This is a genomic window from Ewingella sp. CoE-038-23, assembly GCF_040419245.1.
In the GTDB taxonomy this organism is placed as follows: Bacteria; Pseudomonadota; Gammaproteobacteria; order Enterobacterales; family Enterobacteriaceae; genus Ewingella; species Ewingella allii.
On sequence record NZ_JAZHOH010000001.1, the window covers coordinates 3172615 to 3197876 of the forward strand.

23 protein-coding genes and 1 pseudogene are annotated in these 25262 nt (G+C 54.2%); 12 read left to right on the forward strand and 12 right to left on the reverse strand.

What is annotated here, in order from left to right:
• Positions 1 to 114 precede the first annotated feature (114 nt).
• Together tal and tkt are read left to right on the forward strand one after the other, a co-directional pair.
• Complete coding sequence (tal, locus tag V2154_RS15045; protein WP_353502884.1) at positions 115 to 1065, forward strand: transaldolase; 951 nt, start codon at positions 115 to 117, stop codon at positions 1063 to 1065.
• A gap of 17 nt (positions 1066 to 1082) precedes the next feature.
• A complete protein-coding gene (gene tkt / locus V2154_RS15050; RefSeq protein ID WP_353502885.1) occupies positions 1083 to 3077 on the forward strand; it encodes a transketolase in 1995 nt (664 codons plus the stop codon).
• Positions 3078 to 3155: 78 nt separating this feature from the next.
• Here tkt and V2154_RS15055 read toward each other — a convergent pair whose 3' ends face one another.
• Complete coding sequence (locus V2154_RS15055; protein ID WP_353504007.1) at positions 3156 to 4229, reverse strand: DUF1176 domain-containing protein; 1074 nt, start codon at positions 4227 to 4229, stop codon at positions 3156 to 3158.
• 187 nt (positions 4230 to 4416) lie between these two features.
• On the opposite strand from V2154_RS15055, the gene V2154_RS15060 reads away from it, so the two are divergent.
• On the forward strand, positions 4417 to 5589 hold the full coding sequence (locus tag V2154_RS15060) for a hypothetical protein (protein WP_353502886.1): 1173 nt from the start codon (positions 4417 to 4419) through the stop codon (positions 5587 to 5589).
• 78 nt (positions 5590 to 5667) lie between these two features.
• Here the strand turns inward: V2154_RS15060 and nudK are convergent, their stop codons facing one another.
• Together nudK and V2154_RS15070 are read right to left on the reverse strand one after the other, a co-directional pair.
• Entirely contained in the window at positions 5668 to 6243 is a 576-nt protein-coding gene (gene nudK, locus V2154_RS15065; RefSeq protein ID WP_353502887.1) for a GDP-mannose pyrophosphatase NudK, read from the reverse strand.
• A gap of 98 nt (positions 6244 to 6341) precedes the next feature.
• Complete coding sequence (locus tag V2154_RS15070; protein ID WP_353502888.1) at positions 6342 to 6626, reverse strand: winged helix-turn-helix domain-containing protein; 285 nt, start codon at positions 6624 to 6626, stop codon at positions 6342 to 6344.
• A gap of 418 nt (positions 6627 to 7044) precedes the next feature.
• Here V2154_RS15070 and acrD point away from each other — a divergent pair, with 418 nt between their 5' ends.
• Positions 7045 to 10227, forward strand: a complete 3183-nt coding sequence (acrD, locus tag V2154_RS15075) for a multidrug efflux RND transporter permease AcrD (protein ID WP_353502889.1) — start codon at positions 7045 to 7047, stop codon at positions 10225 to 10227.
• A gap of 193 nt (positions 10228 to 10420) precedes the next feature.
• Here acrD and ypfM read toward each other — a convergent pair whose 3' ends face one another.
• Entirely contained in the window at positions 10421 to 10597 is a 177-nt protein-coding gene (gene ypfM / locus V2154_RS15080) for a protein YpfM (RefSeq protein ID WP_353502890.1), read from the reverse strand.
• 138 nt (positions 10598 to 10735) lie between these two features.
• Between ypfM and V2154_RS15085 the strand changes: the two genes are divergently transcribed.
• From V2154_RS15085 to V2154_RS15105, 5 genes and pseudogenes are all read left to right on the forward strand, one after another.
• A complete protein-coding gene (locus V2154_RS15085; RefSeq protein WP_353502891.1) occupies positions 10736 to 11209 on the forward strand; it encodes a tetratricopeptide repeat protein in 474 nt (157 codons plus the stop codon).
• A gap of 180 nt (positions 11210 to 11389) precedes the next feature.
• A complete protein-coding gene (locus tag V2154_RS15090) occupies positions 11390 to 11773 on the forward strand; it encodes an ArsC family reductase (protein ID WP_353502892.1) in 384 nt (127 codons plus the stop codon).
• A gap of 1 nt (position 11774) precedes the next feature.
• Positions 11775 to 12902, forward strand: a complete 1128-nt coding sequence (gene dapE / locus V2154_RS15095) for a succinyl-diaminopimelate desuccinylase (protein ID WP_353502893.1) — start codon at positions 11775 to 11777, stop codon at positions 12900 to 12902.
• On the forward strand, positions 12899 to 13573 hold the full coding sequence (locus tag V2154_RS15100) for a M15 family metallopeptidase (RefSeq protein ID WP_353502894.1): 675 nt from the start codon (positions 12899 to 12901) through the stop codon (positions 13571 to 13573). Before dapE ends, V2154_RS15100 begins: the two co-directional genes overlap by 4 nt.
• A 10-nt stretch (positions 13574 to 13583) precedes the next feature.
• Positions 13584 to 13742 (forward strand): annotated as a pseudogene (locus tag V2154_RS15105) (YpfN family protein).
• 90 nt (positions 13743 to 13832) lie between these two features.
• Here the strand turns inward: V2154_RS15105 and ypfH are convergent.
• From ypfH to dapA, 7 genes are all read right to left on the reverse strand, one after another.
• A complete protein-coding gene (gene ypfH / locus V2154_RS15110; protein WP_353502895.1) occupies positions 13833 to 14459 on the reverse strand; it encodes an esterase in 627 nt (208 codons plus the stop codon).
• Positions 14460 to 14587: 128 nt separating this feature from the next.
• Positions 14588 to 16651 (reverse strand): tRNA(Met) cytidine acetyltransferase TmcA, encoded by a 2064-nt coding sequence (locus V2154_RS15115; protein ID WP_353502896.1) that lies wholly within the window; start codon positions 16649 to 16651, stop codon positions 14588 to 14590.
• Position 16652: 1 nt separating this feature from the next.
• Positions 16653 to 17105 carry a DUF441 domain-containing protein gene (locus V2154_RS15120; RefSeq protein WP_034792096.1) on the reverse strand — a complete coding sequence of 151 codons (453 nt, stop codon included), beginning with the start codon at positions 17103 to 17105 and terminating at the stop codon, positions 16653 to 16655.
• A 118-nt stretch (positions 17106 to 17223) separates the two neighbouring features.
• Positions 17224 to 18090 (reverse strand): KPN_02809 family neutral zinc metallopeptidase, encoded by an 867-nt coding sequence (gene ypfJ / locus V2154_RS15125; RefSeq protein ID WP_353502897.1) that lies wholly within the window; start codon positions 18088 to 18090, stop codon positions 17224 to 17226.
• 258 nt (positions 18091 to 18348) lie between these two features.
• Entirely contained in the window at positions 18349 to 19062 is a 714-nt protein-coding gene (gene purC, locus V2154_RS15130) for a phosphoribosylaminoimidazolesuccinocarboxamide synthase (protein WP_100937345.1), read from the reverse strand.
• 100 nt (positions 19063 to 19162) lie between these two features.
• Positions 19163 to 20233 (reverse strand): outer membrane protein assembly factor BamC, encoded by a 1071-nt coding sequence (gene bamC / locus V2154_RS15135; RefSeq protein WP_353502898.1) that lies wholly within the window; start codon positions 20231 to 20233, stop codon positions 19163 to 19165.
• Between the two features lie 16 nt (positions 20234 to 20249).
• Complete coding sequence (gene dapA, locus V2154_RS15140; RefSeq protein WP_034792103.1) at positions 20250 to 21131, reverse strand: 4-hydroxy-tetrahydrodipicolinate synthase; 882 nt, start codon at positions 21129 to 21131, stop codon at positions 20250 to 20252.
• 127 nt (positions 21132 to 21258) lie between these two features.
• Here dapA and V2154_RS15145 point away from each other — a divergent pair, with 127 nt between their 5' ends.
• Entirely contained in the window at positions 21259 to 21837 is a 579-nt protein-coding gene (locus tag V2154_RS15145) for a glycine cleavage system transcriptional repressor (protein WP_353502899.1), read from the forward strand.
• 12 nt (positions 21838 to 21849) lie between these two features.
• Positions 21850 to 22317 carry a thioredoxin-dependent thiol peroxidase gene (gene bcp, locus V2154_RS15150; protein ID WP_034792107.1) on the forward strand — a complete coding sequence of 156 codons (468 nt, stop codon included), beginning with the start codon at positions 21850 to 21852 and terminating at the stop codon, positions 22315 to 22317.
• 76 nt (positions 22318 to 22393) lie between these two features.
• Here bcp and V2154_RS15155 read toward each other — a convergent pair whose 3' ends face one another.
• Positions 22394 to 23458, reverse strand: a complete 1065-nt coding sequence (locus V2154_RS15155; protein ID WP_353502900.1) for an AI-2E family transporter — start codon at positions 23456 to 23458, stop codon at positions 22394 to 22396.
• A gap of 268 nt (positions 23459 to 23726) precedes the next feature.
• Between V2154_RS15155 and bepA the strand changes: the two genes are divergently transcribed.
• Positions 23727 to 25247, forward strand: a complete 1521-nt coding sequence (gene bepA, locus V2154_RS15160; protein WP_353502901.1) for a beta-barrel assembly-enhancing protease — start codon at positions 23727 to 23729, stop codon at positions 25245 to 25247.
• The last annotated feature ends 15 nt before the right edge of the window (positions 25248 to 25262 follow it).

Genomic DNA, 25262 nt, shown 5'->3' on the forward strand with positions numbered 1-25262 from the left:
AAATTGATGCAGGGTATGAGCCCCACGTAAAAAGTTGCGCCACGAGTTGCGCAACGGCGCGCAAGATTTTTGATAACAATGCTTGCAAGACGAAAAGCATTTAAAGGAGTAGAGATGAACCAGTTAGACGCACTGAAAAAATTGACCACGGTGGTCGCCGACAGTGGCGACATTGAATCTATCCGTCATTTCGAACCGCAGGATGCCACCACCAACCCATCCTTAATCCTCAAAGCCGCCGATTTACCGCAGTATCAAGGGCTTATCAAAGACGCGCTGGATTACGCTCGCAAAAAAGGTGGCAGCAAAGAGACTCAAATCGTCAATGCCAGCGACAGGCTCGCCGTTAACATCGGGTTAGAAATCCTGAAAAGCGTACCGGGTCGCATTTCGACAGAGGTCGATGCTCGCCTCTCTTTCGACCGTGAACAGTGTCTGGCCAAAGCGCGTAAGCTGATTGCGATGTATGAAGAGAAAGGCGTTGATAAATCACGCATTCTCATAAAGCTGGCGTCAACTTGGGAAGGCATCAAAGCCGCCGAAGAGTTAGAACGCGAAGGTATCAACTGTAACCTGACTCTGTTGTTCTCCTTCGCTCAGGCCCGCGCTTGTGCCGAAGCTGGCGTATACCTGATCTCCCCATTCGTCGGCCGTATCTATGATTGGTATAAAGCCAAAGAGCCAAATGCGACCTATGATGTCGAAAAAGATCCGGGTGTGAAATCCGTCCGTGATATCTACGAATACTACAAATCCCATAAATATCAGACCGTGATCATGGGGGCCAGCTTCCGCAAAGTGGAACAAATTCTGGCCCTGGCCGGTTGTGACCGCCTGACTATCTCCCCGAATTTGTTAGAAGAGCTGAAAGCCAGCACCGCGCCGGTAGAACGCAAACTTGAACCTTCAACGAAAGGTTCCCCTCAGCCTGAGCCACTGACTGAGAGCGAGTTCCGCTGGTTGCACAATCAGGATCCAATGGCGGTTGAAAAACTGTCCGAAGGTATCCGTACTTTCGCCGTTGACCAGCAGAAGCTGGAAGACATGCTGGCCGCTGAACTTTAATTAACTGGAGTCGAATAATGCCTTCTCGTAAAGAGCTTGCGAACGCTATCCGCGCATTGAGTATGGACGCCGTACAGAAAGCCAATTCTGGTCACCCGGGCGCCCCGATGGGCATGGCAGATATTGCCGAAGTCCTATGGCGTGACTATATGAATCATAACCCGACCAACCCAAACTGGGCCGATCGCGACCGTTTTGTACTGTCTAACGGCCACGGCTCAATGCTGATTTACAGCCTGCTGCATCTTACTGGCTACGACCTGCCAATCAGCGAATTGGCTAACTTCCGCCAACTGCACTCCAAAACGCCGGGCCACCCAGAATATGGCTACACGCCGGGCGTGGAAACCACCACCGGCCCGCTGGGTCAGGGCATTGCCAACGCCGTAGGTTTTGCGATTGCCGAGCGCACGTTGGCGGCGCAGTTCAACAAGCCGGGTCACGACATCGTTGACCACCACACCTACGCCTTCTTGGGCGACGGCTGCATGATGGAAGGTATCTCGCACGAAGCCTCATCACTGGCCGGTACCATGAAGCTCGGCAAACTAACCGCGTTTTATGATGACAACGGCATTTCCATTGACGGTCACGTCGAAGGCTGGTTTACCGATGACACCGCTAAGCGTTTTGAAGCCTACGGCTGGCACGTGATCCGCGGTGTTGACGGCCATGACTCCGAAGCCATCAAGAAAGCCATTGATGAAGCTCACAAAGTCACCGACAAGCCCTCACTGCTGCTCTGTAAAACCGTGATTGCCTTCGGCTCGCCGAACAAAGCCGGGACTCACGAGGCGCACGGCGCGGCTCTGGGTAACGATGAAGTGGCGGCAACACGTAAAAACATCGGCTGGACCCACGCGCCGTTTGAGATCCCACAGGATATTTATGCCGGTTGGGACGCGAAAGAAGCCGGTAAAGCCAAAGAAGCCGCGTGGAACGCCAAGTTTGACGCCTACGCCCAAGCGCATCCTGAATTGGCAAAAGAGTTTAAACGCCGCGTGCAAGGCGAACTGCCAGCCAATTGGGCCACTGAGTCGCAGAAATTTATCGAAGAGTTGCAGGCCAAACCTGCCAACATCGCCAGCCGTAAGGCCTCACAGAACACGCTGGAAGCTTTCGGCAAAGTGCTGCCAGAGTTCCTCGGCGGCTCCGCTGACCTCGCGCCAAGCAACCTGACCATGTGGTCTGGCTCGAAATCGCTGGGCGATGACCTTGCCGGTAATTACATTCACTACGGCGTGCGCGAATTCGGTATGACCGCCATCAGTAACGGTATCGCGCTGCACGGTGGCTTCCTGCCGTACTCTGCCACCTTCCTGATGTTCGTTGAATACGCCCGTAACGCGGTGCGTATGGCGGCATTGATGAAGATCCGCAATATCTTCGTCTATACCCATGACTCCATCGGTCTGGGCGAAGATGGCCCAACCCACCAGCCGGTCGAGCAAATGGCCAGCCTGCGCGTTACGCCAAACATGAGCACCTGGCGTCCGGCGGATCAGGTGGAGTCTGCCGTAGCCTGGAAATATGCCATTGAGCGCAACGATGGCCCGGCGGCGCTGATTTTCTCTCGCCAAAACCTGACCCAGCAGCCGCGTACCAAGGAGCAAGTCGCCAATATTGCTCGTGGTGGCTATGTGCTGAAAGACAGTGAAGGTACGCCGGACATTATCCTGATCGCCACGGGTTCAGAAGTGGGCATCACCGTGGAAGCGGCTGATAAGCTGGCAGCATCTGGCACTAAAGTACGCGTGGTTTCTATGCCATCGACCGACGCCTTCGACAAACAGGACGCGGCTTACCGTGAATCCGTGCTGCCAAAAGCCGTCACCGCGCGCGTCGCGATAGAAGCTGGGATTGCCGACTACTGGTACAAATACGTCGGGCTAAACGGCGCGGTAGTGGGCATGCACAGCTTCGGCGAGTCTGCTCCGGCTGACCTGCTGTTCAAAGAGTTCGGCTTTACCGTGGATAACGTGGTGGCTCAGGCTCAGTCATTACTCAAGTAATGAGCTAAACAGCCAAAAGCAAAAGGCATCCCGAGGGATGCCTTTTTTGTCTGCGGAGAAACGTTAACCCGTTGGCAGTCAGCGTTTTTGCGTCACCCACAATACCGGCCACTCGCCGCCACTGCTGTAACCATCACAGCTTGGCTCGGAGGAGAACGAGGTCAGCTGGAAAGCTTTACCGTCGAAAACCCAGCGAGAAGCTACGCCGCAATCGCCAATGCCTCGGCCTTTGTCAAAGGTAGACAGCTCGCCGGTTTTGGGGTCAAAGTCGGCGTTGATAAGCTCCGGCGACTCCTCTTCATCCCCCAGTTTGAACGGCATATTGAGAGCCAAATCTTCCGTTTTATAAGGAGCCTGACGCGACACGCTAAAACCAAGGACAAACAGGTTATAGGCCCCCATATCGCAGTTGACCGTCATCAGCGCCTTATCATTACTCAAGGCAAAAAGGTGGACTTCCCGCTCGGACGGCTCAAGGCTGCAATCGTTGTTATCAATAGTGGCGGCGGCATTCTGGGTAATGGCCGAGATTTCGGTGTCAGTTAAAGGATGAGGTTCACTAAAGCGCGGCTGCAAAGGGGCCGCTGGTGCTGGCGGAACCGTGTTGGCTGGTTTATTACCTCGGTTTGCCCAGGCCGTTTTCGTGCCGACGCGTCCCTGCTGGGCGTCAATTGCCAGCAGCGCGGCCTTCAAGCCTTTCAAAGAGATAGCAGGTTTAACGGCCTGCTGTGGATCCAGCTTGCCGGTTAACTGAATGGTATTGCCTTCGCGGATCGCGGCGATAAACTCATTTACCACCAGACGATTGCTGGTCGTCAGGCTGTTTTTACTGACATCCCATTCGCGGTGATTAAAGGGTAAAGTTCTGCCATCAAGCTGTAAACGATTGGCGATAGGCTGCTCGCTGCCTAAATCATCGCCACTGCGCTGGTAATCAATTTTAATCGCGGCCCGCCCTTCTGGTCCGGCATCGCGAGAAATATTGAGAATCAGTTCCTGCCCGTCCTGCGAATTTCTGGCGGAACAGTGGTTGAGGTTGTCGCAACTGAGCTGCCAGTCGTTGTAGATAGTTTGTAGAGGATCGGCAAAAGCGCTAGAGGCGAAGAGGCCTGCCAGCACAAAAAGGGGAGCGGTTATCCAGTTGGCGTTCATCACTTTCTGCTCTTTTTTGAATTCATCGACCTGATAATAGCTTAAGAGGATGCCGAGCCATTAAAATTAATTTTGCGACAAAACTTTCACTGTCTCATCAGACTGATATTCTGTAGCGCGGTTGTCTGGGGCCGAAAAATAGATAAAAAAGATGCAAAAAGCATCATCGTCTTTTCAGGAGAAACGGATGAAGTTTTGGATAGTTTGGGTGGCGCTTTTCTCGATGTCGGCCTTTGCTGAAGAACCTCTTTCAGTATTCACCGGCACGTTAGGTAAGGCCAACATAGTCGTCGAGTTAGACCTGAATAAGCCGCAAGAGGTAACCGGGCGCTATTTCTATCAGAAATATCGGCTGGACCTGCCTTTGAGCGGCACGCTGAAAAATAATGAGTTGAGCCTGACTGAAGGCGCTGACGATTTTGATGATACTCCACACCCTTCCCTCACTTTGGAGCATGATCCACAGGGCAACTGGCAAGGTACCTGGACCGATCCGAAAGGCAAATCGCTGCCTGTAAGCTTCAAGCCCGCAGCCCTGCCAGATAAGAGTGATGACAGCTATCCGGGTTCTCTGCTGCACAGTGACCCTTATGAGTATTTGCGCCTTTCTGGCATCAATCTAGTGGAGGGCAAGCAGCAGGATTTCATGGGATTCACCCTGCAGTGGTGGAGCGAGCCGCAGTCAAATATCAGCCTGTTCGAAGTGGTTTCTGGCTACCCGCAAAAGCAGATGGAAGCCATCAATACCCGGCTTCGCGCCCGCCTGTGGCAAGAAGTGATCAGTTGGCACGCCTGCATGCTGGGCGCCACGCGCTTTGGCGAGGGTGATTATAGCCAGACGGTGACGCCGACCTATATGTCAGCAGACGTGGTAAGCGTTAGTCTGTTTACCAACTATGACTGTGGCGGCGCGCACCCTGATTTCGGCGAGTCCCCCATTAACCTCAATGCGAAAACCGCCGAGCCGCTGACGTTGGAAGACGTGCTGTGGGTAGGTGAAGGTAAACCTTTCCACTATAGCGAAGCAGAAGACCGCGCCGCGCCGGGTGCCAGCGACGTGGACTTCGACACCTTTTCGGCCTATCGCGAGAAAAAATTTGCACCTTGGTTGGTAAAAGAGATGGCCCTTGCTCATCCCACAGAGATGGTTAAGCCCACCGAGGATAGCGATGATGATTGCGACTATTCGGATGCACAGGTTTGGCATTTCCCTGCGTGGTATTTGACAGCTAAGGGGATCTATTTTGGTCCATCCTTTGCCCGCGTGATGCGTTCTTGCGAAGGACCAGACTGGTCGATATTGCCGTGGAGCGCCATTGATGGCCATACAGGTAACGTGAAGCTGCACTTGCCGCAGTAGCTTTGCTACTTTCAGACCTCACGCTGACCACGCAAAGGGCTTTTCTCAGCCTTTTGCGTGGTGATTCAGCGGATAAGATTACGCCATCCAACCCTGCGTCTGGGCATATTGCAGCAGCATAATGGTTTTGCCGTCCTTGATGCGCCCGTCTTTGATCATCTCCAGCGCCTGAGTAAAGGGCAGCTCTACCACTTCAATATCTTCATCGTCCACGCCGCCGCCGGAATAGGCGCGCTGCGAGTCATCATATTCGGCGGCAAAGAAGTGTACGACTTCCGTCACGCTGCCCGGCGACATGTAGGCTTCGAACAGCTTTTGCACCGGCCCCACCACATAGCCCGTCTCTTCAATCGCCTCTTTGCGCACGCAATCTTCCGGCGAGTCGTCGTCCAGCAGGCCTGCGCAGGTTTCCAGCAACATGCCCGTGGCATTGCCATTGACGTAAGTCGGCATGCGAAATTGGTTAATTAGCAGGACGGTTTTTTTGTGGCGATTGTAGAGCAGAATGGTGGCCCCGTTGCCCCGGTCATAAACTTCACGAACCTGAGGTTGGCGCTCACCGTTGTTCTTAATGAGGTCGTAGGTGTATTTGTGTAAAACGTACCAGTTATCAGAAAGTAACTGCTTTTGCACATTTTCAATCTTTGATGACATACCGCGTCCCCGCCCAATAAAAGTCAGTGAGAGAAGCCAGCCATCATAGGCGTCTTAGGGAGGGGATGACAAAGGAAATATATGCCGCGCACTGGCGTTTATCCTCTGGCGATGGCTTCGAGCAGCAGATCCGGGTGACGGTCAATCCACGCGGCATCAATCGGCCCCCACTCTTTTATCTGGTAATAGCCGTCGTTATTTCTGATCCCCTGCTGTACAAATTCGAGTTCGATGCCCATGCCCGGCAGTGCTTTCAAAACATCCTGTAATGTCCGGCGCGGCCAGCCGGTATGCGCCATTAATTTGGGTACGTTTAGGCGTGGTTCATTTTTCAACAACCAACAGAGATATAATCGGCGAGCAAAGACTGAATTCAATTCCATGAATAACTCCTGATCTGCTTCGTTTTTTGTTTGCATTCACGTTTAACGGCACTTTATTCTGACTATCTCCAGCGCGCATTCGTCCGAATCGCAAATAGTGCACATCTTGTTTCTGTCATCAAATAGTAGTCTGAACGTAGGAAAATTACCGGTTTGATAATGTGTCAGGGCTATTATTTTTTACATTATCTCCTTTATTTCTCCACGTTTTCTTAGCGAGTTGCGGGTAAAGTGCTTACACGTCGCATTGCGGCATCCTTATTGGGAATGGATAATAATTTCGATGCACAGCATCGACGCGCTGGGATCTTTAGCGCTGCACTATTTGTCAGAATATAACTTCACCCCAGGTGACCGACATTCTGTTTATTTGCTGATGTTCTTCACGCTGTTCTGGTGATAATGAGGTTTTTGACGCATGGCCAACTTTTTTATCGATCGCCCAATTTTTGCTTGGGTTTTAGCGATCATTATCTCTTTATCCGGCGCACTGGCCATTCACTCTTTACCCATTGAGCAATATCCAGACTTAGCACCGCCAAACGTGCGTATTACCGCGACCTATCCGGGCGCGTCAGCACAAACATTAGAAAATACCGTTACGCAGATTATCGAGCAGAACATGACCGGGTTGGACAACCTGATGTACATGTCGTCGCAAAGTAGCAGCAACGGTAAATCGCAAATCACCCTCAGTTTCGTTGCCGGTACGGACCCCAACGAGGCTTTGCAGCAGGTGCAAAACCAGCTGCAACAGGCCCTGAAGCGCTTGCCGCAGGATGTGCAAACGCAAGGGGTTACCGTCTCTAAAACCGGTGATACCAACCTGATGACCGTGGCTTTCGTCTCCACCGACGGCAGCATGGATAAACAGGATATCGCCGACTACGTGGCGTCCAACATTCAGGACCCGCTGAGCCGTATTGATGGCGTGGGCAGCATCACCGCCTACGGTTCACAGTACGCCATGCGTATCTGGCTCAACCCGAATAAACTCAATAACTATTCACTGACCACCACCGACGTGGTGAATGCGATCAAAGCGCAGAACAGCCAAGTGGCGGTAGGCCAGCTCGGCGGCGCGCCGTCGGTTGATTTCCAGGCGCTGAACGCCACGGTCAACGCCCAGTCACAGCTGCAAACGCCGCAGCAGTTCCGCGACATCACGCTGCGAGTCAATGCAGACGGCTCGCAGGTGAAGCTCGGCGATGTTTCCACCATCGGTTTAGGCGCGGAAGATTACAGCATTCTGAGCCGCTATAACGGTCAGGCGGCTTCCGGTATGGGTGTTCAGCTGGCCTCCGGTGCCAACGAACTGCAAACCGACACGCTGGTTCGCGCCCGCCTTACTGAGCTGGAAAAGTACTTCCCGCACGGCCTCGAAACCCGCATCGCCTATGAAACCACGCCGTTCGTTAAAGCCGCGATCACCGACGTGGTGAAAACGCTGTTCGAAGCGATCGTGCTGGTATTCTTAGTCATGTATCTGTTTTTGCAGAACTTCCGCGCTACGCTTATCCCAACCATCGCCGTGCCGGTGGTACTGCTAGGCACCTTCGTGGTGCTGCATCAGTTTGGATACACCATCAACACCCTCACCATGTTCGCCATGGTGCTGGCCATCGGCCTATTGGTGGATGACGCCATCGTGGTGGTGGAAAACGTCGAGCGCGTGATGAGCGAGGAGGGGCTAAGCCCCAGAGAAGCCACGCGAAAATCCATGGGTCAGATTCAAAGTGCGCTGGTTGGCATCACCATGGTGCTGTCAGCGGTGTTTATCCCGATGGCCTTCTTTGGCGGCACCACCGGCGCGATTTACCGCCAGTTTTCCATCACCATTGTCGCCGCCATGGTGCTGTCGGTGTTTGTTGCGCTGACCCTCACCCCTGCCCTGTGTTCTACCATCCTGAAACCTATTGCCAAAGGGCATCATCATGGCAAAACCGGCTTCTTCGGCTGGTTCAACCGGATGTTCGATCGCAACGCCAATCGCTATGAAAATGGCGTCGGCAGCGTACTGAAACACAGCGTGCGCTTCATGCTGGGCTACCTGCTGATTGTCGGCCTGCTGGCGTTCCTGTTCGTCAAATTGCCAACCTCCTTCCTGCCGCAGGAAGACCAAGGGGTATTCACCATTCAGGTCCAGCTGCCGCCCGGTTCGACCCTGCAACAGACGCAGAAAGTGGTGGAGAAAATTGAGCACTACCTGCTGACCAAAGAGACTAAAGACGTGGTGTCGGTGTTCGCAACCTTGGGCGCAGGCCCCGGCGGTAACGGGCAGAACGTCGCCCGTATGTTCGTGCGTTTAACCGACTGGGATGACCGAACTGCCAGTGGCAACTCGGCGCAGGACATCATCGAGCGCGCCACCAAAGAGTTCCGCCACATTAAAGAAGCCCGCGTTATTGCCAGCGCCCCGCCGTCAATCAACGGCTTAGGCACCTCGGCAGGCTTCGATATGGAATTGCAGGATCACGCCGGCTTAGGCCACGACGCATTAATGAATGCGCGCGACCAGCTATTGGATATGACCAGCAAAGACCCAAGCCTGAGCCGCGTGCGTCACAACGGTTTGGATGACAGCCCTCAGCTGCAAATCGAAATTGACCAAGCCAAAGCACAGGCGCTGGGCGTGGCGATTGCCGATATCAACAGCACGCTGAGCACCGCGTGGGGCTCGACCTACGTCAATGACTTCGTGGATCGCGGTCGCGTGAAGAAGGTTTACGTGCAGGCCGACGCGCCTTATCGCATGCTGCCGGACGACGTGAATAAATGGTATGTGCGCAACAGCAGCGGCGGCATGGTGCCGTTCTCCGCCTTTGCCACTTCCCATTGGGAAACCGGCTCGCCGCGTCTCGAACGCTATAACGGCTATTCCGCAGTAGAAATTGTGGGTGAAGCGGCGCAGGGCGTCAGCAGCGGCGCGGCTATGGACACCATGGAGAAACTGGTCGCCAAACTGCCAAGCGGCTTTGGCCTTGAGTGGACCGGCCTTTCTTATCAGGAGCGTCTGTCAGGGGCACAGGCCCCGGCGCTGTATGCCATTTCACTATTGGTAGTCTTCCTGTGTCTGGCGGCGCTGTATGAAAGCTGGTCCATTCCGTTCTCGGTGATGCTGGTTGTGCCACTGGGCGTAATTGGTGCGGTGATTGCCACCTGGCTACGCGGGTTGGAAAACGACGTCTATTTCCAGGTGGGGATGTTGACCATCATCGGGCTGTCGGCGAAGAACGCCATTCTGATTGTCGAATTTGCCAACGACCTGAACCTCAAAGGCAAGGCGCTGTTGGAAGCGACGCTTGAAGCCTCCCGCATGCGTTTGCGCCCGATTCTGATGACCTCGCTGGCCTTCGTCTTCGGCGTGCTGCCAATGGCGACCAGCCAAGGCGCAGGCTCTGCCAGCCAGCACGCGGTGGGCACCGGCGTAATTGGCGGGATGATTTCAGCCACCGTGCTGGCTATCTTCTTCGTGCCTCTGTTCTTTATGCTAGTGCGCCGCCGCTTCCCGGCGAAGCCAACCGTCGCGCCGCTGATTGGCGATATTGTTGAAGCCGCGCCAGAGCCTCATTCCGGCCCGCATGGCGATCCGCATAAATAACCACGGTGAAAATACCCCATAGAAAAAGGCGCTAATCAAATTAGCGCCTTTTTATTTAGAGTACTCTAATAGATGTTTTCTAATTAGGTACTAATTCTGGTCCCGTTGGTGCTTTTAATTTAAAGCATTTAAAACGTTAAGAAGGACTTCATTACACTCTTATTTTTTACTTTATCTTATCTCAGACTGGCGATTAACCGCGCAGCATGGCGTCGATAAAGTCTTTCCAGTTAACTAACTCTTGCTCGACCATGGTACTCCCCTTGAATTGACGAAAGGGATTATACGGCCAAAAATTAACCTCACAAATTCTAAATAACGATATTTTAATCAGGATCACAGTAGTAAAACCGGTAATCAAACTAATCATACGCTTAGCAATACGGCTAAAAATCCCTCAGTTATTTGCCCTTCGCGTGCCGAAAGGTTATTTTATTTGGCTTAAGTCGCTGACAAGCATGTCGCAACTGTTCAATATCCAACAAAAAGAACCCATAAGGTCAGAGTAATGCTGCAAACTATTAAGAATTTAAGCGCTCAGGGGCGCTATGAGGATGCACTGCAAAACGCACTGGGGTTGCTCGCCTCTTTGCCACAAAACCCGCAACTGCTTTATACCGTGGCGTCGCTTTATGACTGTCTTGGACTCGAGCAGCAGGCCATTCCGTTTTATCAGGCCGCCATTAATCACCAGCTGAGTGGTCAGGATTTACGCGACGCCTACCTCGGTTTAGGCAGCACTTACCGCGCTTTGGGCCGCTATCACGAGTCTCTGGAAACGTTTGACATCGGGCTGAAGAAGTTTCCGAACGCCAGCGAAATCAGGATGTTCCGCGCCATGACCTTATATAATCTCGGCCATGCCAAAGAGGCCGTGGCGCAATTATTAATGCTGCTGATCAGCAGTAATTCCAGCGAAGAGATTATTCGCTATAAGAAAGCCATCACCTTTTATAGTGATGACTTGGATCGAATCGAATAATAGTCACTGTAAATATTCATTAATATTTTTAATAATTCTTACACTCTTTGAATTTAATCTTTCAGTCCGTGCCTCAGGTAGATCCCTAAGGGATTTTCACGCATTATGTGCCTCATCTTATTACATCAGCCCGAGGCTGGTTGACAGGCACTTTCAGCTAATAACAGGTAACGTTTTCCCATGGCAGAAACATCCTCAAAGACTCCTTTCATCCTCTACGGTATTAAAAATTGCGACACCGTTAAAAAAGCGCGTCGCTGGTTAGAAGATAACGGCAGCGATTATCGCTTTCATGATTATCGCGTAGACGGGCTTGATGCCGAGCTGTTACAGCAGTTGATTGACAAACAGAGTTGGGAAGCGCTGCTCAATATCAAGGGAACCACCTGGCGCAAGCTGGATGAAGCCACCCGCGCCGCCTGTGACAATCAGGATGCCGCCAAAGCCTTGATGCTGGAGCATCCTGCCATGATTAAGCGCCCATTTTTATTGGCCGCCAGCGGCGAATCGCTGCTTGGCTTCAAGCCAGAAAGCTATCAGCAATTTATCGAACAGGTGAAATAACATGAGCTGCCCCGTTCTCGATTTAGCACAACAGTTAATTCGCCGCCCCTCTCTCAGCCCGGACGACGCAGGCTGTCAGGAGATTATGATTGCGCGCCTGAAAGCCATTGGCTTCAAAATTGAAGCGATGAACTTTGGCGATACGCTGAATTTCTGGGCCACCCGTGGCGAAGGTAAAACCTTAGCCTTCGCGGGCCACACCGACGTGGTGCCGACCGGCGACCCAAGCCTGTGGGTCACAGGCCCATTTGAGCCAGCCCTGCGCGACGGCATGCTCTATGGCCGCGGCGCGGCAGATATGAAAGGCTCGCTGGCCGCCATGGTGGTTGCCGCCGAGCGTTTCGTCGCCAGCAATCCGAACCACAAAGGTCGTCTGGCCTTTCTGATCACCTCCGACGAAGAGGCCAGCGCGGTCAATGGCACGGTAAAAGTGGTTAATGCGCTGATGGAGCGCCGCGAGCGTTTAGATTTCTGTCTGGTGGGCGAACCGTCCAGCACCACCCGCGTAGGCGATATTGTCAAAAATGGCCGTCGCGGCTCCATGACCGCCAACCTGCACGTTCACGGCGTACAGGGCCACGTGGCTTACCCGCATCTGGCAGATAACCCAGTGCACCGCGCCATGCCCGCGCTGAATGAACTGGTCGCCACCGAGTGGGATCAGGGCAATGAATTCTTCCCGCCGACCAGCATGCAGATCGCCAATATCAATGCCGGAACCGGCAGCAACAACGTCATCCCCGGCGAGCTGTACGTGCAGTTCAACTTCCGCTTTAGCACCGAACTGACCGACGCCATCATCAAGCAGCGCGTGGCAGAGCTGCTCGACCGGCACAATCTGCAATACACGCTAAACTGGGTGGTTTCCGGCCAGCCGTTCCTCACTTCCCGTGGCGAATTGGTTGACGCGGTAGTGAACGCGGTTCGCCATTACAGCGAAATCACCCCAGAGCTGCAAACCACCGGCGGCACGTCCGACGGGCGTTTCATCGCGCTGATGGGGGCGCAGGTGGTTGAGCTGGGTCCGGTGAACGCCACCATCCATAAAATCAATGAATGTGTCCATGCCGCCGACCTGCAACTGTTGAGCCGCATGTACCAGCGGATCATGGAGCAACTGGTCGCATGATAGATAATCTGATGTTGACCGGCCGATCGGCGGCCCACCTTGCGCCCATCAGTGAGGGTCCACATCGGCTACAGCCCGAGGCCGTAGAAGCTTTCACCCGCATGCAAGACGCGGCTCGTCTGGCTGGTTTTAACTTGCAACCGGCGAGCACCTTTCGTGATTTTGAGCGGCAATTAGCGATTTGGAATGGCAAATTTCGCGGCGAGCGCCCAGTATTAGATAAGGAGAGCCGCCCGGTTGAGGTGGCTTCGCTGAGTGATGCAGAGCGCTGCGAGCTGATTTTACGCTGGTCTGCCCTGCCGGGTGCCAGCCGCCATCACTGGGGCAGTGATCTGGATATTTACGATCCCGACCTACTGCCAGAAGGGAGCAAGCTGCAGCTGGAACCGTGGGAGTATGAGACGGGCGGCTATTTCGCCGACCTGAATCAGTGGCTTTCAGAGAATATGGCGAGCTTTGGTTTTTATCGCCCTTATGATATCGACCGTGGCGGCGTCGCCGTCGAACCCTGGCATTTGAGTTATCGACCTTTGGCAGCGCAGTGTGAAGCACGGCTGACGCCAGAGGTGCTGATTGAAGCATGGCGAGGACAAGAGGTTGCGGGCTGTGACTGGGTGACGCATCATCTGGCAACGATTTTCCCGCGTTTTATCGCAATACCAAAACAATAAGGAGTCAGCCATGGAGTGGATTAAAGATTACTGGTGGATTATTTTGATCATACTGGCGGGCATTATCATCAGCGGGATCAAAGAGTTAAACCGCGTAGATGTGAAAAAATACCTCAATGATAAACGTTAAATCCCACCGCATCGTTATAACAATCCCCAGTGGGACTAAGAAGACGATGGGCCGAATAAAAAGTAGTTTTTTTATTTGAATCTGGTTTTGCCCCCTCTCCTTAGAAAGGAGAGGGCCCAAAACAATCACCTAACCTCGCAAATACCCCAGCGCCAGCGCGATCATCTCTTCATCCAGCCCGTGCGCCATGTGCGGCAGCAAATCTAAGGTCGCGTCACATCCCAGAGTCTGCAAACGCTCAAAGGCGGTTTTCGACTGATACGGATTGATGATCGGGTCCTGCTCGCCGTGAATCAAATGCACTCGGGTCTCCGCCGCAATCGGCTGCTCGGGTAAATTGGCGAAACGCCCGCTGTAAGCAATGATTTGCCCCGCCAATCCCTGCTCAACTTTTGTGGATTCCAGCGCCATAATGGTGCCCTGCGAGAAACCGATAATCACCGTGTCTTGCGCCGCCACGCCGCTGCTGGCCTGCCATTCACGCACGGTGCGAACAAACAGCGGCAGCGCCTCGTCAATGCGCGACTGGCGGTTTTTCTCGGTCACGCCTTGCACGGAGAACCACTGGAACCCCCGGCCAAAATCACAGGCATCCGGGCTACCCACGCTGACCACCTGCGCCTGAGGGAAAGCCTTGGCGAAGAACTTCCCCACCTCGCCCATCGACACCGGGTTATCCCCTACGCCGTGAAACAGCAAGATCAGTTTGTTCGCGGTACCTTCCGGCTGTTGGACAATCACATTTTGACTCGCCATGACCTTTTCCTTTCAATCCTCATTACTGCGCACAGCGGCGCGTTTCTCCCGCCACTATACCTAGGTTCACAACCGGGTAAATTGGGTTTTGTTGAACGAGTCGTTCCATTTATCGCAATGAAATCAGGCTATTTATCGCCGTCATCTTGGGTCTGGGCGAAGCTGCGCCACGTCTCGCAGCGCACGGCGTCGAGCTGCGTTAGCGCCTGCGCTGCCTCTTGCCGCCAGCATTGAAGTAGGGCTTTGCGACCACTGAGCCTGAGTCGTTCCACGCACTCGGCGACGGATAACTTATCTTGCAGATGAGCCCGTAGCGCGGCCAGCGGCAGTTCACTTGCCAGCAGCAGTCGCTGCAAGGCGGCATAGCTGCTTTCCACGGCGCGATGAGCGAAAGCAAAACCGGCCAGTTCGCGCCAGTCAGTTTCATTGAGGGCCTGATTCTGGTCCTGTTCCACATGCAGATCGAGGGCGATAAGCTGCTGCAACCAAGGCCAGTCGCGCGCCAGCTGTTGTTCGGCCTGTTCGACCATGCGCCGGCCCGCGTCACTGATTGGCAGTGCGGCCATGGTGGCGTAGCAGCCGCTGCTGGCTTCCAACTGGCTTCCCACGCGCAACAGGCGATAACCGGCCTGCTGCCACAAAGCACTGAGCTCGGCGGTATAGCCGAAGCTGACGGACAGAAAATCCAACCCCTCGTTGGCGGCCATCTCAGCCTGTTGCGCCAATAAAGCCCGCGCAATGCCCTGACGCCGCACATCTGGCTGCACGGCAATGCGGCTAACCCGGCGGGAGCGCAACACCGCGGCGTCAATCTGCCCGCCGTGGGCGGCCAGTGATTGCGCCACCAAATTGCCGCGCGGGCGGCGTCTGCCTGCCCACACCTCATGGGCCAGCGCTGGAGCAAGCCCGCCCTCTTCCACCAGCCAGATGGCTCCAGCGACGCGGTCACCCGCCATAGCGGCGGCAAACGACTGACCGGGGGCGTCCATCAGGCGACGCAAATCCAGGGGTGAAGTGCGATAGTGCGCGCTGGTCAGCAAGCCGTAGAAATCGGCCAGCAGGCCCGGCTCGGCTAGCCACGCCCCGCGCTGAATGGTTGTTAGCTGAAGTGATTGCTCACTGGGGAGCACTTCCAGTGGCACTTCGGCGGGCGCATCGTTGAACAGCAAAAGCTGATTAAGGAAAGGCTCCAGCGGGTCCGCTTTCGACCAGCGGATCGGCGCGTCGAGGCGTAAATCATGCCACTGCGGCAGGGAGGCGCAGAACTTGAGAATAAAACCGCGCCCGGTTCCCTCATAGCCTTGAACCGTGGTGGTGAGCAAAACGCGGGGGAAAGCGGCAATTAGCCGTGAAAGCTGCGGCGCAGGAATGGCCGCCGCTTCGTCAATCAGCAGCCAGTCAACATTCTCCACCGGATGCTGCTCGAGCTGCTCCAACAAAGCATCTGGCGACCAGAAACGCACCCTGCCCGCACTCTCCTCGGCCAGCCTGTCTGCGGCAGATTTGGCCGGAGCCGTGACCCAGCACTCGCCGGGCCAGTCGGCGACTAACATCCCGGCCAGCGTCGACTTCCCGCGACCGCGCGGCGCCGTCAGCACATAAATACCGCTCTGCGCCGCGTTTAATTGCTGCAAAATCTGCTGCTGCTCCGGCGTCGGCTGGCCGTCCGGCGGCGCCCAGTCGGCGGCCATTGGCAAAGCGGTAAGCTGGCAAGGCTGATGCTGGCGGTGCAGCGTGCAAGCCACGTCCTGCAAAATCAAAGACTGGAAACGCTGGATAAAGTTCGGCGTGGCGATGGGCCGGGGCTGCTCGCTCCAGCGCAGGCTGTCAGTGTCCGGCTTTTCAGCCCACAGCTGCCACTCAGGCACTAAGAGCAGCAGCCAGCTTCCCGCCTGCAAAGTCCCGGCAAAGGCGGCCAGCGCTTCTACGTTCAGCCCCAGCCGGGCGTCAAACACGCCGTGGAGCCTCTCCTGCCCAAGCAGGGTATGCGCAGCAGAAAACGGCAGGGGTTCAGCAACCCATAGAGGCGGAATATCTGACATCCACGGCCAGTCGCCGGGCTGGCCTTCAATAAAGTCGGCGGCCTGCTCGGCGCACCAGCCGGCTTCTCCGCTGATCACCAGCAGATGGCGAATACCCTGCCGCTGTATTTGCTGCTGCAAGGTGATTTTCTGCGGCCATGGCGACGTCACGTCAGGTCTTCCCGACCATCAGTGAGAGCAGCCCGGCGGCAATCAGCGGCCCCACCGGCACGCCTTTAAAGAAGGCGACGCCAAGCACAGTTCCCACTAACAGCCCTGCAACCAGATGAGGCTGCGAGCCCATCAGCGTCAGGCCCCGGCCCCCCAGCCATGACACCAATACGCCGACCAAAATCGCCAGAATGGACTTCCAGTGCATAAAGGAGTGAACCACCGTGCTGGCACTGATTTTCCCACTGGCGATAGGCGCCATCACCCCGATGGTCAGCACGATAATGCCGATGGTTAAGCCATAGCGCTCAATCCAGGGGAAAAATTGGTTCAGCGGCGTGATGCGCACGGTAAGCAGGAAGAACATCGCAATAGTGACCGAGCTGTTATTGCTGATGATGCCTAAACCCGCGAACACCAGCAGAATGAGCAAGGTTGGATCCAGAAAGGCCATAACGATTCCAGCGGTTCAAAAGAAGAAAGAGAGGCTCGAAAGCCTCTCAGAGTCGGACGTCAATTATTGAACAGTTTTGCCATGCAAACCAGCGATTCAGCCTTGAAATATCAGGCGATTAGCGGCTGGCAAAGGTGTTGCACTGGTTAGGATCGCCACTGTCGAAACCGCGTTTGAACCAGGTATAGCGCTGCTGCGACGTGCCGTGGGTAAAGCTGTCTGGCACCACGCGGCCCTGACTCTGCTGTTGTAGACGGTCATCGCCAATCGCCTGCGCGGCGTCCAGCGCCTCTTTCAGATCGCCCTCTTCCAGCATGTTTTGTTGCTGCACGCTGTGGCCCCAGACGCCGGCGAAGCAGTCGGCCTGTAGCTCCATTTTCACTGAAAGCTGATTCACCGTGGTTTGCGACGCGCCCTGCTGCATCTGGCGAACTTTGCGCTCGATGCCCATCAGGTGCTGCACGTGGTGTCCCACCTCGTGCGCCACCACGTAGGCCTGAGCAAAGTCTCCGCCCGCGCCGAGCTTGTTTTTCAATTCTTGATAGAAGGACAGATCGATATAAACCGTGCTGTCTGCCGGGCAGTAGAATGGCCCCATGACCGACTGGCCGGTGCCGCAGCCGGTACGGGTTTGGCCGCGATACATCACCAGTTTAGGGTCGACATAGGTTTGGCCCTGACGCTGGAAAATCTCTTTCCAGGTATCTTCAGTGGAAGCCAGCACCACTGAGGTGAACTTAGCCTGTTCATCATCTTTCGGGCTGATGGACTGAGACTGGGTTTGCTGCACCCCGCCGGACTGGCCGCCGTCAATTAACGGAGTGAGATCCACGCCGTAATAACCCGCCACCAGCACCACAATAATAATCACTATGCCGCTTTTACCGCGGATTGGCAGGCGCATGCCGCCGCCCAAACCGGGTCCCGAACTCTGCCCGCGCCTGTCTTCCACATTGTCGCTCTCGCGACGCCCTTGCCAACGCATAGTCCACCTCCCAGCTGTTTTTTTAAGACTAGATAATGAGTGCGGGAAATACCATTTCCCCAAGCGGGCAATTTTACGGGAGTTATTCCAGAAATGAATGGAATTTGAGATAGGTTTAGTGGAATTGAGATAAGTCAGGGGCCAAAAGAAAAACGGGTAGCCCAGATAGGCCACCCGTTTGCTGCGCATTCAGGCTAGATTGCATCAAACGCCACCGCGTAAACGATTGCGTCGCTAGCCTGAAAAAATCGTTGCCGATCAGTCCAGTTTCACACCAATACGGTGAGCCACTTCTTCATAGGCTTCAATCAGGCCGCCGAGACTCTGGCGATAGCGATCTTTGTCCATCTTGTTCAGCGTTTGCTTGTCCCACAGGCGGCTACCGTCTGGAGAGAACTCGTCACCGAGAACCACTTCGCCTTTGAACAGACCGAACTCTAATTTGAAGTCGACCAGAATCAGGCCCGCGTCGTCGAACAGCTTGCTCAGCACGTCGTTAGCTTTGTAGCTCAGCTCTTTCATGCGCGCTAAGTTCTCTTCGTTAACCCAACCGAAGGTTTTGCAGTAAGACTCGTTGACCATTGGGTCATGCATTGCATCGTTTTTCAGGAATAAATCGAACAGCGGTGGGTTCAATTCCAGACCTTCTTCAATGCCCAGACGTTTTACCAGCGACCCAGCAGCGCGGTTACGGATAACGCATTCAACCGGAACCATATCCAGCTTCTTCACCAGCACTTCGGTATCCGACAGCAGACGTTCCATTTGGGTAGGAATGCCAGCTTCTTCCAACTTGCTCATGATGAAATGGTTAAATTTGTTGTTAACCATGCCTTTACGGTCGAACTGCTCAATACGCTCGCCATCGAGTGCTGATGTATCATTACGGAACTCCAAAACCAGCAGGTCTGGGTTTTCGGTGGTATAGACGGTTTTCGCCTTTCCGCGATACAACTCAGCTAACTTTTGCATCTTTACTTACTCCAGTAGTAAACAATTAATGGTGATTCTTTAAAAATAACCGATGAAAAGAGGGATGTAAAAAGGGGCCGAAGCCCCTTTTAGTTCATTCTTACTTCGCCGCGCTGCTCTGGTTAAACGCAGCCTGCATGACCGCAACCATCGCATCGTTCTGCGACTGGCTGAGTGCATGTCCTTTAGGATCAAGGAACTGCAAGCTACTACGGTTATCAAGGTCGCCGACCTGAATTTTGTAGTCGCCGGAAGCAAGGCCCGGGTCTTTGGCACCCAGAGTGTCCCACGCGTCGTCATTCAACGGTTTGTAAGTCACAGAAAGCGTACCCTGCGGGCGGCTGCTGTCGGTCACTTTCATGCCAGCTTTCGCCAAGGCATTCGGCAAGCGATCCCAAACCACGCCGTAGCTTGAACGCACGATCAACACGGCCAGGCCGGTATCATCTGCGCCGCTCTGGACGTCAATCTCGCCCACTTTACGGTTTTCGAGACGCGCCTGCTCGTCCTGTTGGACTTTATCGAGGCTAGCCGTAATGGAGTTCAGCATCTGGCTGTTGTAACGCTGGATCTCAGCCGGTGAGGTCACCGCCTTGTCCTGCTGTTTCAATTCAAGCGTTTTGGCAATCAGCGCCAGCTGGTAGCCCTGCTGCTGCACGGTGATTTGGTAACGGCCCTGATATTGGAAATCTTCATCAGCACGGTTCCAATCAACCATATCCGTGGTCAGCGTCTGGTTAGCATCGTCACGGTTAGCAATTTTGAAATTGTTTTGCTGAACGGCTTTCACCACGTTGTTCCACAGGTCGCGGTTTTGCGGGGTGTTTTCCAGCAATACCGTGCCGCTGTCGCCGCTGAACTGAGTGCGGGAACCATTGAGCAGAGCCAGTGGTTGCTGCGGTGGACGGATATCCAATTGCTTACCGACGTTGCCTTTCAGCGAGCCGGAAGGAATTTCGTAAGTGCCGTTTTGCAGTGGCAAAATCATCCCTGCTGGCGTTTTTAATTCGCTGACAGGTGGGGCATCCAGATAAGCTTCATCGCCGCTTACCTGACGCTTGTAGCGCTGATCGCTGGAACATGCCGCCAGCAACATAATGAGGGACACGCCCACCACTTTCGCTACCATCGACTTTTGCAATCTGGTCTTTTGAACTAATGAACAGGCCATCAAATCTCCCTAAGAGTTACAGCAAACCGGCGCTTTTAAGAGCTTTTTCCACTACCGGACGGGCAGCATCTGTTAACGGCGTCATAGGCAGACGCAGAGTATCGGTTGCCATCAACCCCAGTGCCTTACAGGCCCATTTCACTGGAATTGGGTTTGCTTCTACAAACAAATCCTGATGCAACGGCATCAAGCGCTGATTTAAACGGCGCGCTTCGGCAAAATTGCCCTGCGCCGCCAGCTCACAAAGTTGCGCCATTTCGCGCGCTGCCACGTTGGCAGTGACCGAAATAACCCCTTTGCCGCCAAGTTGCATGAAGTCCAGCCCGCTGGCGTCATCGCCGCTCAGTAAGATGAAGTCTTCATCATCAACCAGCACTTGGATCTGGCTAACACGACTTAAGTTCCCTGTCGCTTCTTTCAAAGCAACAATATTCTTAATTTTTGCTAAACGCGCCACGGTGGCTGGCAGCATGTCGCAGCCAGTACGCGAAGGCACGTTGTAGAGAATTTGCGGCAGCGCCGTGTGTTCAGCAATGGCTTTAAAGTGCTGGAACAGGCCTTCCTGCGTTGGGCGGTTGTAATAAGGTGTCACGGTGAGACAGCCTACTACGCCAGTGCCTTCGAAACGTTGGGTGAGAGAAATCGCTTCCGCGGTCGAATTAGCTCCCGTCCCCGCGATAACCGGAATGCGCCCGTCAGCCAACTCAAGCGTCTGCATGACCACGTCGCCGTGCTCATCATGCGTTAAGGTGGCTGATTCACCGGTTGTGCCTACGGAAACGATCGCCGCAGTACCACTGGACACATGATAATCAATCAGTTTTTTTAAACTCGCGCGATCGACAACACCTTTGTCGTCCATCGGCGTAACCAGTGCAACAATACTTCCCGTAAACATTGACCTTCCCCTCCACAAACAGGTCATCCATGGTACTTTTGACACCACTGCAAAAGCAAGCAATCAACGTGTTGTAAGCGCTTGTCCGGCGGTTTTTTTTATGTTTACCTTGGGAATACTCCCAAGCATGACAGGAAGAGCAATTTTGCCGCAGCAACAACAACACTATCTTGTTATCACCGCACTGGGTGCCGACCGTCCGGGTATTGTCAACACCATTACCCGTCAGGTCAGCAGTTGCGGTTGCAACATTGAAGACAGCCGTCTGGCAATGCTCGGTGACGAGTTCACGTTTATCATGTTCCTCTCAGGTAGCTGGAACGCCATCACGCTCATTGAGTCCACGCTGCCGCAAAAAGGCGCAGAGCTTGAGTTACTGATTGTGATGAAACGCACCAGCGCCCATGACCGGCCACCCATGCCTGCCACCGTTTGGGTGAAAGTCGACGTAAAAGACTCCCCGCACCTGATTGAGCGATTCACCGATTTATTCGATACTCATCAAATGAACATTGCTGAGCTGGCGTCTAAAACCCGCCCTGCGGACAGTGAAAATCCGGCGCAGTTGTCTATACAGATAACCGCCCACAGCCCAGCTAACACTGACGCCACAATAATTGAACAAGCCTTTCATCAGCTATGTACAGAACTGAAAGCGCAAGGCAGTATTAACGTCGTGAGCAACACTCAGCATGATGACAATTGACGGAGATTTGTAATGAACCCACTGAAAGCCGGTGATCCTGCGCCGCAATTTAGTTTGCCTGACCAAGACGGCGAACAAATTAACCTGGCCGACTTCCAGGGACAGAAGGTCCTGGTTTATTTCTACCCTAAGGCCATGACCCCAGGTTGTACCGTTCAGGCCTGTGGCCTGCGTGACAACATGGATCAGTTGAAAAAGGCCGGAGTAGAAGTGCTGGGGATCAGCACTGATAAACCAGAAAAACTGTCGAAATTTGCTGAAAAAGAGCTGCTGAACTTCACGCTGCTGTCAGATGAAGATCATCAGGTCTGTCAGGCATTTGGCATCTGGGGCGAGAAGACCTTTATGGGCAAAACCTATGACGGTATCCATCGCATCAGTTTCCTGCTGGATGGCAATGGCAAGGTTGAGAAAGTATTCGACAACTTCAAAACCAGCGATCACCACGACATCGTTTTGGCCTACATCAACGGCCAATAAGCGTTGTACTGATACTGATTTATAAAAAAAAGCGCAGACGCGCTTTTTTTATGTCTTCAATCAGCCGATTTACAGCTTAGGTAGTTTCGTTAAGCAGTTCGTCAGGCCAGACGTGCACCACGGCTTTCACCAGCGTGGCGAGCGGGATAGCGAAGAACACCCCCCAGAAGCCCCACAGCCCGCCAAAAATCACTACTGACAGGATGATCACCAGAGGGTGCAAGTTCACGGCTTCAGAGAACAGCAGCGGCACAATCACGTTGCCATCCAGCCCCTGCACCACCAGATAGGCGACAAACAGCGTCCAGAAGTCAGCCCCCATCCCCCACTGGAATAGCGCCACCACCACTACCGGAATAGTCACCAGCATCGCGCCGATATAAGGAATGAGCACTGACAGCCCCACCAGCACGGACAGCAGCAGCGAATAACGCATCCCCATGACGAAGAACACCAGATAGGTCGCCACGCCGACGATAATCATCTCCAGGACTTTGCCACGAATATAGTTGGTGATTTGCTGGTTCATCTCCTGCCACACCTGCCCGGCTAAACCACTGTCACGCGGCAACACCCGGCGCACCGCGCACAGCATCTGCTCTTTATCTTTGAGCAAGAAGAACACCATCATCGGCACTAAAATCAGGTAGATAGCCAGCGTCAGCAGCCCGACCAGCGACGCCAGAGAGAACTTCACCAGATTATCACCCACGCCGGAGAGCTTACTGCGCAGGTTTTCAGCCATCATGTCGATGATCCCGGCATCTACCAGCGCGGGGTAGCGTTTCGGCAAGGTGGCGGCGAAATCATAGAAACGGTTGAGCATATTCGGCAGGTCGGCCATCAAATTAATGCCCTGCTGCCAAGTGACGGGCGCGATAACAAACACCCCCAGCATCACAATACCGGCGAAAATCAGCAGCACCACGCTGGTCGCCAGCGTTCTGGAGAGCCCGAAATGCTGCAAACGCACCACCGGCCATTCCAGCAGGTAGGCCAGGACAATTGCCACCAGCAGAGGGGCGAGGATGCCGTGTAAGAAGTAGAGAATGCAAAAACCGGCGACCAAAATGGCCAGCAAAGCAATGGCTTGAGGATCGGTGAAACGTCGGCGGTACCATTGTAATAACATCTCAAGCATAGGATATCGCTCCTGTTAGATCCTGATGTGACAAGCCCGTACACTCATGGTCAGCTCCCGGCCTGCAACTAACTTTTAGTTGAATGTGTTGTCACAGTGAGTGCAGGGGGAGACACTGCAAATATTCCAGAAATCGCTATTGTTAAGTATCAGATAAATAGCCAAGAATATGTCACTACCGGAGTGTACCGGAGTGCGTTCATGGAAGGATAACTCTTAAAGCGGTTTATGTCAGAGTGTTGATGAATTCATTAGGAATGATTTAATTATGGCGATGCGGTTTAAAAAAACGCTCACAGCCCTATTAGTGGGAAGCTTAACGGTCGGCAGCCTGACGCCGGCACTGGCCGATGACAGCAGCTATTGGACCACGCCGATTGCGTCCTCCAATCCGAATAAACCGTCGATTACTGACCAGCTTCCCGACATGGGCACCACGGCTGGCGGCACCCTGAGTATCAATCAGGAGCTGCAAATGGGCGATTTTTATGTCCGCCAGATGCGCGCCAGTACCCCGCTGATTAATGACCCGCTGCTCAACCGTTACATTAACGAGCTGGGGCAGCGGCTGGTGGCCAGCGCCTACTCGGTGCGCACGCCGTTCCACTTCTATATCGTCAATAATGATGAATTAAATGCCTTTGCCTTCTTTGGCGGCAACGTGGTGCTGCACTCTGCCCTGTTCCGCTATACGGATAATGAAAGCCAGCTGGCCTCGGTGATGGCGCACGAAATCTCCCACGTGACCCAGCGCCATCTGGCCCGCGCGATGGAAGATCAGCGCAAAAACGCCCCGCTCACCTGGGTCGGCGCCCTCGGCTCTATCTTGTTGGCGATGGCCAGCCCGCAGGCCGGTATGGCCGCCCTGACCGGCACCTTGGCTGGAACCCAGCAGGGCATGATCAGCTTTACGCAGGGTAACGAGCAGGAAGCCGACCGTATCGGCATTCAGGTTCTGCAACGTGCAGGCTTCGACCCGCAGGCGATGCCCGCGTTCTTACAAAAGCTGGCGGACCTGTCGAGCTACTCCAGCAAGCCGCCGGAAATGCTGCTGACCCACCCCTTGCCGGACAGCCGTCTGGCCGACATCCGCAACCGCGCTAACCAGATGCCGCACCTTAACGTTCAGTCTTCGCAGAGCTATTTATTGGCTAAAGTGCGTATGCTCGGCATGTACGGCACGGAAAGAAATCCGCTGACCGATGAATATTTAACTCAACTGAGCAACGGCAATATCCGCGACCAGATGGCGGCGAAATATGGTCAGGCACTGCAGTTCTACAAAGCGAAAAAATACGATCAGGCGCGCAGTATTTTGGAATCTTTGCTGGAGAAAAACCCGGGCAATGACTGGTTCCTCGACTTAGCCACTGACGTCGATGTCGAGCAGAAACACGCGCCACAGGCCATTGCGCGGCTGGAAAAGGCCAATGCGGAAACCAGTAAAAACCCGGTGTTGCTGCTCAACTTAGCCAATGCTTATCTCGAAGGCGGCCAGCCTGCAAACGCAAGTCGCATCCTCAACCGCTATACTTTCAATTACCCGAATGATCCAAATGGTTGGGATTTACTGTCACAAGCCAGTGGTGCGCAGGGCTTACGCGCTCAGGAATTGGCGGCCAGAGCAGAGAGCATGGCGCTAATGGGCCAGCTTGATCAGGCCATCGAACTTCTGAGTAACGCCAGTGCATTGCAGAAGCTGGGCAGTCTTGAACAGTCGCGCTATGACGCCCGTATTGACCAGTTGCGCCAGCTACAGAAGCGCTTCCGCCAATATCAAAAGGGCTGATTGGACGCTGAGCAA